Annotated in this window: 8 protein-coding genes; 5 read left to right on the forward strand and 3 right to left on the reverse strand. The window is 72.1% G+C overall.

Translation table 11 applies throughout. The features are described from left to right. The first annotated feature begins 134 nt into the window (after window positions 1-134). The gene (locus tag ACIQFY_RS10530) at window positions 135-854 is read left to right on the forward strand and encodes a CPBP family intramembrane glutamic endopeptidase (RefSeq protein WP_081984608.1); all 720 of its coding nucleotides are present in this window, start codon (window positions 135-137) and stop codon (window positions 852-854) included. Between the two features lie 51 nt (window positions 855-905). Here the strand turns inward: ACIQFY_RS10530 and ACIQFY_RS10535 are convergent, their stop codons facing one another. Next, complete coding sequence (locus tag ACIQFY_RS10535) at window positions 906-1,850, reverse strand: hypothetical protein (protein ID WP_400339898.1); 945 nt, start codon at window positions 1,848-1,850, stop codon at window positions 906-908. 138 nt (window positions 1,851-1,988) lie between these two features. On the opposite strand from ACIQFY_RS10535, the gene ACIQFY_RS10540 reads away from it, so the two are divergent. Beyond that, a complete protein-coding gene (locus ACIQFY_RS10540) occupies window positions 1,989-2,987 on the forward strand; it encodes a nuclease-related domain-containing protein (protein ID WP_209684078.1) in 999 nt (332 codons plus the stop codon). Between the two features lie 63 nt (window positions 2,988-3,050). Here the strand turns inward: ACIQFY_RS10540 and ACIQFY_RS10545 are convergent, their stop codons facing one another. Both ACIQFY_RS10545 and ACIQFY_RS10550 read right to left on the reverse strand, forming a co-directional pair. After that, window positions 3,051-3,608, reverse strand: coding sequence for a low molecular weight phosphatase family protein (locus tag ACIQFY_RS10545; RefSeq protein WP_245171941.1), 558 nt, complete (start codon window positions 3,606-3,608; stop codon window positions 3,051-3,053). A gap of 2 nt (window positions 3,609-3,610) precedes the next feature. Further along, entirely contained in the window at window positions 3,611-4,915 is a 1,305-nt protein-coding gene (locus tag ACIQFY_RS10550; protein WP_066652061.1) for an adenylosuccinate synthase, read from the reverse strand. Between the two features lie 372 nt (window positions 4,916-5,287). On the opposite strand from ACIQFY_RS10550, the gene ACIQFY_RS10555 reads away from it, so the two are divergent. The 3 genes from ACIQFY_RS10555 (at window position 5,288) to ACIQFY_RS10565 (ending at window position 8,078) form a co-directional block, all read left to right on the forward strand. After that, window positions 5,288-6,865, forward strand: coding sequence for a hypothetical protein (locus tag ACIQFY_RS10555; RefSeq protein ID WP_400339901.1), 1,578 nt, complete (start codon window positions 5,288-5,290; stop codon window positions 6,863-6,865). Between the two features lie 75 nt (window positions 6,866-6,940). Continuing rightward, window positions 6,941-7,819, forward strand: coding sequence for a L,D-transpeptidase (locus tag ACIQFY_RS10560; protein ID WP_400339903.1), 879 nt, complete (start codon window positions 6,941-6,943; stop codon window positions 7,817-7,819). A gap of 85 nt (window positions 7,820-7,904) precedes the next feature. Further along, a complete protein-coding gene (locus ACIQFY_RS10565; protein ID WP_066652055.1) occupies window positions 7,905-8,078 on the forward strand; it encodes an Rv0909 family putative TA system antitoxin in 174 nt (57 codons plus the stop codon). The last annotated feature ends 161 nt before the right edge of the window (window positions 8,079-8,239 follow it).

The raw sequence follows: 8,239 nt of genomic DNA on the forward strand, positions 1-8,239 counted from the left end.
CCTGGCCGTTCCTGTGGTCCCGACACAGGTTCCGTGGGCTTGTCCCAGCAGACGGCATACAAATAGTGCCACACCATTGAGCCTCACTCGGCTGTTCTTGCCGATCTGCGTCGGTCGTCCTCTACGCTCGCCCCATGACATCCGAGCCGGAAGTGGCCGCCACCGAGCCCTCGACCGCACGGCAACGCGACCTCGTCGCCCTGCTGGTCGCCCTCGTCGTGGCGGTCGTGCTCGCCCGGATCGTGAGCAGCCTGACGCTGCGCGGTGCCGTCCCCGGCCCGGTGCTCCAGGTGCTGCTCGGCAACCTCGCGGTGTGGGTGCCGCTCGTGCTCGGCATCGTCTGGGTCCTGCGCCGCTCGGGCCGTGACCTGTTCGGTCGCTTCCGGATCGAGCTCGGCGACCTCGTGTTCGCGCTCGGGGTCGTGATCCTGACGCGGGTGTTCGACGCCGTGCTCGCGCTGTCGTTCACCGGGACGAGCGGCCTGCAGCCCGCGCCGTCGCTCGGGACCCCGGACATCGGGCTGCTGCTCGTGTCGGCGGTCGGCATCGTGCTGGTCAGCCCCGTGCTCGAGGAGCTCTTCTTCCGCGGGCTGTTCCAGCGCCTGCTCGCGGCCGAGCTCACGCCCCGGACGCGCTGGCTGGCCGTGCTCGTGACGGCGTTCCTGTTCGCGTTGTCGCACCTCTTCCTGGGGTCGGCGACGACCTCGCTCGGTGGGGTGCAGGTGTTCCTGACGACCTTCGTGCTCGGGCTGCTCACGGGAACCCTGGTCGCGATGACGAACCGCATCGGTGGTGCGATCGTGGCGCACGTGCTGTTCAACGCGGTGGCGGTCGTCGCGACCTGGCCGCGCTGACGCGGTCCGGAAGCCGCCCAGCGCCGTTCGACCTGGCCGCACCGATCCTGCTCAGGGCTCCGACCGGCGCCGTCCGTCCCGCAAGCGCACGACGACCGCACCGGCGACTCCGATGACGGCGGCGACCAGCAGCGGCACCAGGGTCGCTCCCGCCGGTCCCATCGCCATCACGAAGACCGTGGCGCCGGCCGACACCATCTCGAGCGGGTACGGCAGGTACACGCGGGACCCCAGTGCGTACGACACCGCCGTGATCATCGCCGTCCCCGTCCACAGCACCCCGAGCGCGATCAGCGCGGCGATGCCCTGACCGACCGTACGGAGCCCGGTCCACGCGATCGCCGCACCGACCGCCACGGCCGGCAGCCACCGCAGCACCGCGAGGACGACGCCCGCCGCGTCACCGGGCGAGGACACCGGCGGGGCGACGAACGTGTTCGCCCACGACCCGAGCGCCACCGCGCCGAGGGCCAGTGCGACGAGCGCACCGCCGGGAGCCGCTCGGGCGACGAGCGCAGCGAGCACCACCGCCGCTCCGACGCACACGAGCGACCCGACGGTGAGCGCGACGACGTACAACTGCGCGGCACTGACGTCCGCACCGGTGCCCGGCGTCCCGTCCATCCGCATGCCGGCGCCCGTGACGACGGCGGTCTCGACGACGGCCACGACCTGCACCCCGACCAGCCCGGCGAGCGCCGCGAGCGATCCGCTGCGCCGGACGGACCCGCGAGCACGCAGTACCCGGACGGCGATGCCGGCGACGACTCCCCCGACGAGCAGCAGTGCCGCGATGGTCGTCACCGCGTACTGGCTGAACGGCAGCAGGGCGATCGGCATGTCCGACGGGTCGGTGGTCGGCGTCGCCCACAGGTTCTGCAGTGGGAGCCGCATCCCGGTGATGATCCACGGGAGCAGACCGGCGACGGCCGCCCCGGCTCCGACCGCGACTCCGACGGTGATCTGCTGCGCGCTGCCGCGCTCTTCCTGGTGCACCACGGCACCGTACCGACCACGGCGGATCGTGCCGGCGTCCGCTGCCACCCGTGGGCCGTCGGACACATCGCCCACCGGACCTCGGGACGCGCCGGGGTGCGGCGACCGACTCGCGTCGAGCCGTGGTGAGGTGAACCCATGACCAGCGACCTCGTGCCGTGGGTGGTCGCCGGGGGGCTCGCGATCGTCGTGGTCGTCCTGGTGATCGTCCTGCGGCGGACCCAGTCCTCCAACCGTGCCGCCCTGTCCGACGCCGAGGTCCGGCTGGACCACCGCACCGGCACCCTCGAGCGGGAACACCGCGAGCAGACCGCAGCCGCCGACGCGGAGCACGCGCGGCAGCTCGCCGGTGCCGAGGCCTCCCGCCAGCAGGCCCTCGCCGAGGCCGAGGCCGGTCGCGCCCTCGCCCGCACCGGCATGCGCTGGGAGGAGGCATCGCAGCGCACGATCCTCGAGGTCTGCAAGGCCGCCGGGATCAACGGCGCCCTGCTGACCAACGTGGTGTTCGTGCCGGTGGCCCAGGGCGAGCGGGACCGCGACCGCAGCTACGCCGCGCAGCTCGACCACGTGCTCGTGTTCGAGTCCGGCCACGTGCTGGTCATCGAGAACAAGCGGTGGAACGGCATCGTGTTCGACGGCCGCAAGCCGAGCGCCGTGCACCACGCGTTCCGCAACCTGCTCGACGAGTCGTCGCTGACCGGGTCGTTCGCGATCCAGGTCCGCAGCCGTCGCGTCCTCGACCACGCGGACGACGTCGAGCACTGGTGGCAGGTCCGGGTGCAGTCCGGCGGGAACGCCCCGACCCGGCAGGTCCGGCAGCAGGCCCGCCGGCTGCAGCGGTTCCTGGCCGACGAGGACGGCAACGGGCCGCAGTGGGTCGACTCGTGCGTGTTCTACTCCGGCGACGCAGCCGCGTACGTCAACCCCGAGGACCGCAGCACGAGCACGACGCCGACGGGTCGTTCCGCGACGACCGCCGTCGTGACGAACGACAACGAGCTCCGCGGACTCGTCACCGACCTGGCACGCAAGCACGCCGTGCCGAACCGGGCGCGCACCGACTCGGTCGTGCGACAGCTGGCCGGCCAGGGCGCGCACACGATCACGGTCGGGACGTACCGCCTGCCGGAGGCGTGAGCAGACACGACGAAGCCCCCGCCATCGAGGCGGGGGCTTCGTCGTTCCCGGAGCGGAGGGGCGTCAGCGCAGCGCGCGCAGGGCGTCCGCGATGGGCGTGAGCGCCGCGTCGATCTCGTCGGCGACCCGCACGTGGGTGTCCTCGGACCGACGGTAGGGGTCGTCCACGTCGTCGTCCGCCGGGTCGGCGGGCGGCGGCACGGTTCCCCGCAGTCGAGCGACCCGGTCGACCAGGTCCTGCGCGGTCTCGATGCCGGCCAGGTCGCCGGGCTCCAGCCCGTCGAGCACCCGGGCGAACTGCTTGATGGTGAACGCCCGCTTCGCTGCCCGCGGTGCGAGCGACACGACGGCTGCGCGGTGCGAGCGCTCGGCGGTGAGCACGAGGTCGGCCGACGCCGCGATCTGCTCCGTCAGGTAGCGCGAACGGTGCGTGGAGGGCTCCCCACCCAGACGCGACGACTGCGCGGCAGCCGTCTCGTCCATCAGGGCGCCGTCGTCGGCGATGGTGCCGGCCGACTCGACCGTGAACGCCGGGGCGTCCGGGCCGAGCCGGGCCTCGAGCACCTGGGCGCCGAGGGGCGAGCGGCAGATGTTGCCGCTGCAGACGAACAGGATCCGCATCGTCACGCGGCAGCCTCGCCGGTCCCGAGCAGGTCGTGGCGGACCACGATCGCGTCACGGCCGGGGCCGACGCCGATCGCCGAGATCCGCGCCCCGGACATCGCCTCGACCGCGAGCACGTAGTCCTGCGCGGTCTTCGGCAGGTCCTCGAACGACCGGGCACCGGTGATGTCCTCGGTCCAGCCGGGGAACTCCTCGTAGATCGGCTTCGCGTGGTGGAAGTCCGACTGGTTCACGGGGACCTCGTCCACGCGCTCACCGTCGACCTCGTACGCCACGCAGACCGGGATGGTCTCGAGGCCCGTCAGCACGTCGAGCTTCGTCAGCACGAAGTCGGTCACGCCGTTGATGCGCGCCGTGTACCGGGCGATCGGGGCGTCGTACCAGCCGCAGCGACGCGGACGGCCGGTCGTGGTGCCGAACTCGAAGCCGTTGGCGCGGAGGAACTCCCCCGACTCGTCGAACAGCTCGGTCGGGAACGGGCCGGCGCCGACGCGGGTCGTGTACGCCTTGACGATGCCGATGATGCGCTCGAGCTTGCCCGGGCCGATGCCCGAACCGGTCGCGGCGCCGCCGGCGGTCGCCGACGACGAGGTCACGAACGGGTAGGTGCCGTGGTCGACGTCGAGCATGGTGGCCTGGCCGGCCTCGAACAGCACGGTGTCGCCCCGCTCGAGCGCGCGGTGGATCTCGAGCGCGGTGTCGGCGACCATCGGGCGCAGGCGCTCGGCGAAGGACAGCAGCGACTCCACGACCTCGTCCGCGTCGATCGCGCGACGGTTGAAGACCTTGACCAGCAGGTGGTTCTTCTGGTCGAGGGCCGCCTCGACCTTCTGCCGCAGGATGTTCTCGTCGAAGATGTCCTGGATGCGGATGCCGACGCGGTTGATCTTGTCGGCGTAGGTCGGGCCGATGCCGCGACCGGTCGTGCCGATCTGGCGCTTGCCGAGGAAGCGCTCGGTCACCTTGTCGACGGTGCGGTGGTAGTGCGTGATGACGTGCGCGTTCGCGGACACCAGGAGCTTCGAGACGTCCACCCCGCGGGCACGGAGCGCGTCGAGCTCCTGGAACAGGACCTCGAGGTCGACGACGACACCGTTGCCGATGATCGGGGTCACGCCGGGCGTCAGGATGCCGGACGGCAGCAGGTGCAGCGCGTACTTCTCGCCGCCGACGACGACGGTGTGGCCGGCGTTGTTGCCGCCGTTGAACTTGACGACGTAGTCGATGCGGGACCCGAGGAGGTCGGTTGCCTTCCCCTTGCCCTCGTCACCCCACTGGGCACCGATGATGACTGCTGCGGGCATGGAGGTTCTCCTCACGTTGGCGGAGGACCGCACCGGCGGGCATAGGCCGATGGTCCACCCGAGTCTATCGACTGTCCATCTGCACGCCACCCGCCTGTGGAGAACCGGTCGACGCTCGAAACCTGTGGGTACTCAATCCTGGAGCGGTCGCAGGCTGCGGATCCGCCGATGCCGGGGGACATCTGATCCGTTCCACTGTCGAACGATCCTCGGGCGGACGTACGGTGCGGGAGCGCGACTTCCCGGCCGCGTTCCCTGGGTTCCCTGCCCAGTCCTGCGATCACGAGATCCGTGGTCGGCGACGTTCGTGGTGCCCGCACGACGGACGTCATCTGATCCGTGCCGTCATGCCGCACGGAGATGGGTTCAACGATGAACAAGGCTCTCTGGAGCAAGAAGGCGCTCGCGGTCCCCGCGTGCGCCGCGATCCTGATCGGCGGCCTCACGCTGGTCGCCACCCCCGCGAACGCCGACCCGGCCGACCTGCGGCTCACGGGTCAGTCGGTGTCGAACGGTGTGCTGACCCTGACGGGCAAGGGCACCCCGGGCGAGAACGTCATCCTGCAGAAGGGCTTCCCGGCCGAACGGCACGAGATCGCCGCGGACGGCAGCTGGACGATCACGTACACGCTGCCGGACAAGGCAGCGCACACGTACGAGCTCGACCAGCAGAACGGCCTGAACGCCGACGGCAGCCTGACCGTCGAGGTCCCCGCGCAGCAGACCGCCTTCGCGGTGAGCTCGCACACGGTGTCGGGCCGCACCCTGACGGTCACCGGCACCGGCACCCCCGGCCTCACCGTGCAGGTGGACCCGGCGAACGGCACCGTCCAGCGCAGCGCCGTGGGCAGCGACGGCACGTGGAAGCTCACCTACGAGATCCCCGCGAGCGCCGGCACCGACGCGAAGACCTACACGGTCCTCGAGGAGAACAGCGGGTTCCAGGTCCAGGACCAGGCCAGCTTCACGGCGGCCGCCGAGGCCACCCAGGCCACGTTCTCCGTGACCAGCCCGAAGGACGGCTCGACCGTCGACTCGCGCACCGTCACCTTCACCGGCACCGGTCAGCAGGGCGACACCGTCAACCTCCTCGGCACGAACGACCAGCGCCTCACCGGCGTCGTCGTCGTCGGGGCCGATCAGACGTGGTCCGCCACGGTCACCTTCCCGTCGACGGCTGCGCGGCAGCAGGCCGTCCGCGTGACCGACGTCCGTGGGGGCAGCGGCGCCGGCGACACGACGGTGGACATCACGCTCCCCGCGGTGGCGCCGGCCGACCAGTTCTCGCTGACCAGCCCGAAGGACGGCTCGACCGTCGGGTCGCGCACCGTCACGTTCACCGGCACCGGTACCCCCGGCGACCTGGTGAACACCCTGGACGCCGACGGCGACCGGGTCGCCCCGCAGGTCCTCGTCGGAGCAGACGGCACCTGGACGACCACGGGCACGTTCAGCAACTCGGCTGCCGTCGTCCAGAAGCTGTCCGTGAACCAGGTCGGTGGCGCGCAGGGTCAGGGCACGGTCGAGTTCACCATCACCCTGCCGGCAGCCTCCACCCCCGTCACGACGCCCCTGACCCTGGTCACGCCGAAGGACGGTTCCACCGTCGCTTCCCGGACGGTGACCTTCTCGGGCAAGGGCACCCCCGGCGACGCGATCGCGGTCGTCGACGCCGACGGCGACGTCGTCGCTCCGCCGACCCTCGTGCAGGCGGACGGGACGTGGACGACCACGGGCACGTTCTCCGACTCGGCGGCGACGGAGCAGGAGCTCACGGTGGGCGAGGTCGACAGCGATGCGACCGTCGTCGACACCATCGACTTCTCGATCACCCTGCCGGCGGTCGGGACGAGCACTGCTCCGGGCACCGGCACCACACCGGGTGCCAGCACGGGCACCGGCACGACGCCGGCGCGACCCACCGGGACCCTCCCGGTCGTCGCCGGCTAGTCACCACACAGCGGTCCGCGGACGGGGCGCGACCAGCGGTCGCACCCCGTCCGCGGCCCACCGGAGGAACACCGCATGACCCACACCCGAACCGTCCGCCTCACGATCCCGGCGCTCGGCGCCGCACTGCTCCTGACCTTCGGCCTCACCGGCTGCACCGGGCACGGCACCACGGCGGAGACGAAGCCGTCGGCGACGTCCAGCGCCACCGCCACGAGCACGCCCTACGCCGCACCGACCGCAGCGCAGGTCGCGATCCTGCCGGAGGCGAAGTACGACGCCGTCATCGGCGGCCTGATCCCCTACTACGAGTCCACGATCCCCGAGGTGGCCGACGAGGCGTACACGATCTCGTCCGACGCCCCGCTCTACGGCGAGGACCACGCACAGCCCGTCGCGCGGCTCGCCGCGAAGAACTTCCTGGGCCAGGCGACCGTCGTCGTCCCCGTGCAGGTGTCCGGCGACTGGGCCATGGTCCTGACCCCTGCGCGGCAGGCGCTACCGTCCGCGACGAACGGTGCCGCTGCCGCACAGAGCGCGGCCTGGATCCGACGGGACCTCCTGCACCGGAGCCGATCGCTCCCCGACCACGTCGTGATCTCGGTGGGCAAGCAGACGGTGTCGATCGTCGACGCGGACGGCACGACCCTGCACGACTTCCCCGCGGGGGTCGGCGCCGGGGGCACCCCGACCCCGACCGGCGTCATCGGGTACATCCAGGCCCGGTACCTCGACCCCGCCCAGGACCAGACCGTGCACCCGATCCAGCTGACCACGCTGCACTCCGCGGCCGCGGACGAGCCCTACGGCGGCACGGACGGCGGACTGATCGGAGTGCACTACCAACCCGTGGCGCGTGGTGCGGTGTCGCACGGCTGCGTCCGACTCGACGGCGACGCGGTCGATGCCGTCGACGCACTCCCGCTCGGCACGGTCGTGCAGATCGTCGCCTGAGACCCGGTCACCCCACCTGGGAGCCCGTCCGGGCCGACCGGCGCAGCGTCGGACGGGTCAGATCCGACGAGCAAGGGAGCACGACATGAGTGACCTCGGTGACAAGGCGAAGGACTTCGCGGACAGCGACAAGGGCGAGCAGGCGACCGACGCCGGTCTCGGCAAGGCCGCGGACGCGGCCGACAAGGCCACCGGGGGTGGCCACGGCGACCAGATCGACAAGGCGGAGCACGCAGCCGACGACAAGATCGGCAAGTAGACCGCACCACGGAACGGACGGGAGGCGCGGGGGCCGCGGGCCCCCCGCCGCCCCGCCGGGGGGGGGGGGGGGGCGGGGCTCGGCCCGGCGGGCCCGGTCGGGGGGGGAGGACCCCGCAACTGGCCCGGGGCCCGCGACCCGGGCGCCGCCGGCGGCCCCCC

It is taken from the genome of Curtobacterium sp. NPDC092190 (assembly GCF_044755625.1).
In the GTDB taxonomy this organism is placed as follows: Bacteria; Actinomycetota; Actinomycetes; order Actinomycetales; family Microbacteriaceae; genus Curtobacterium.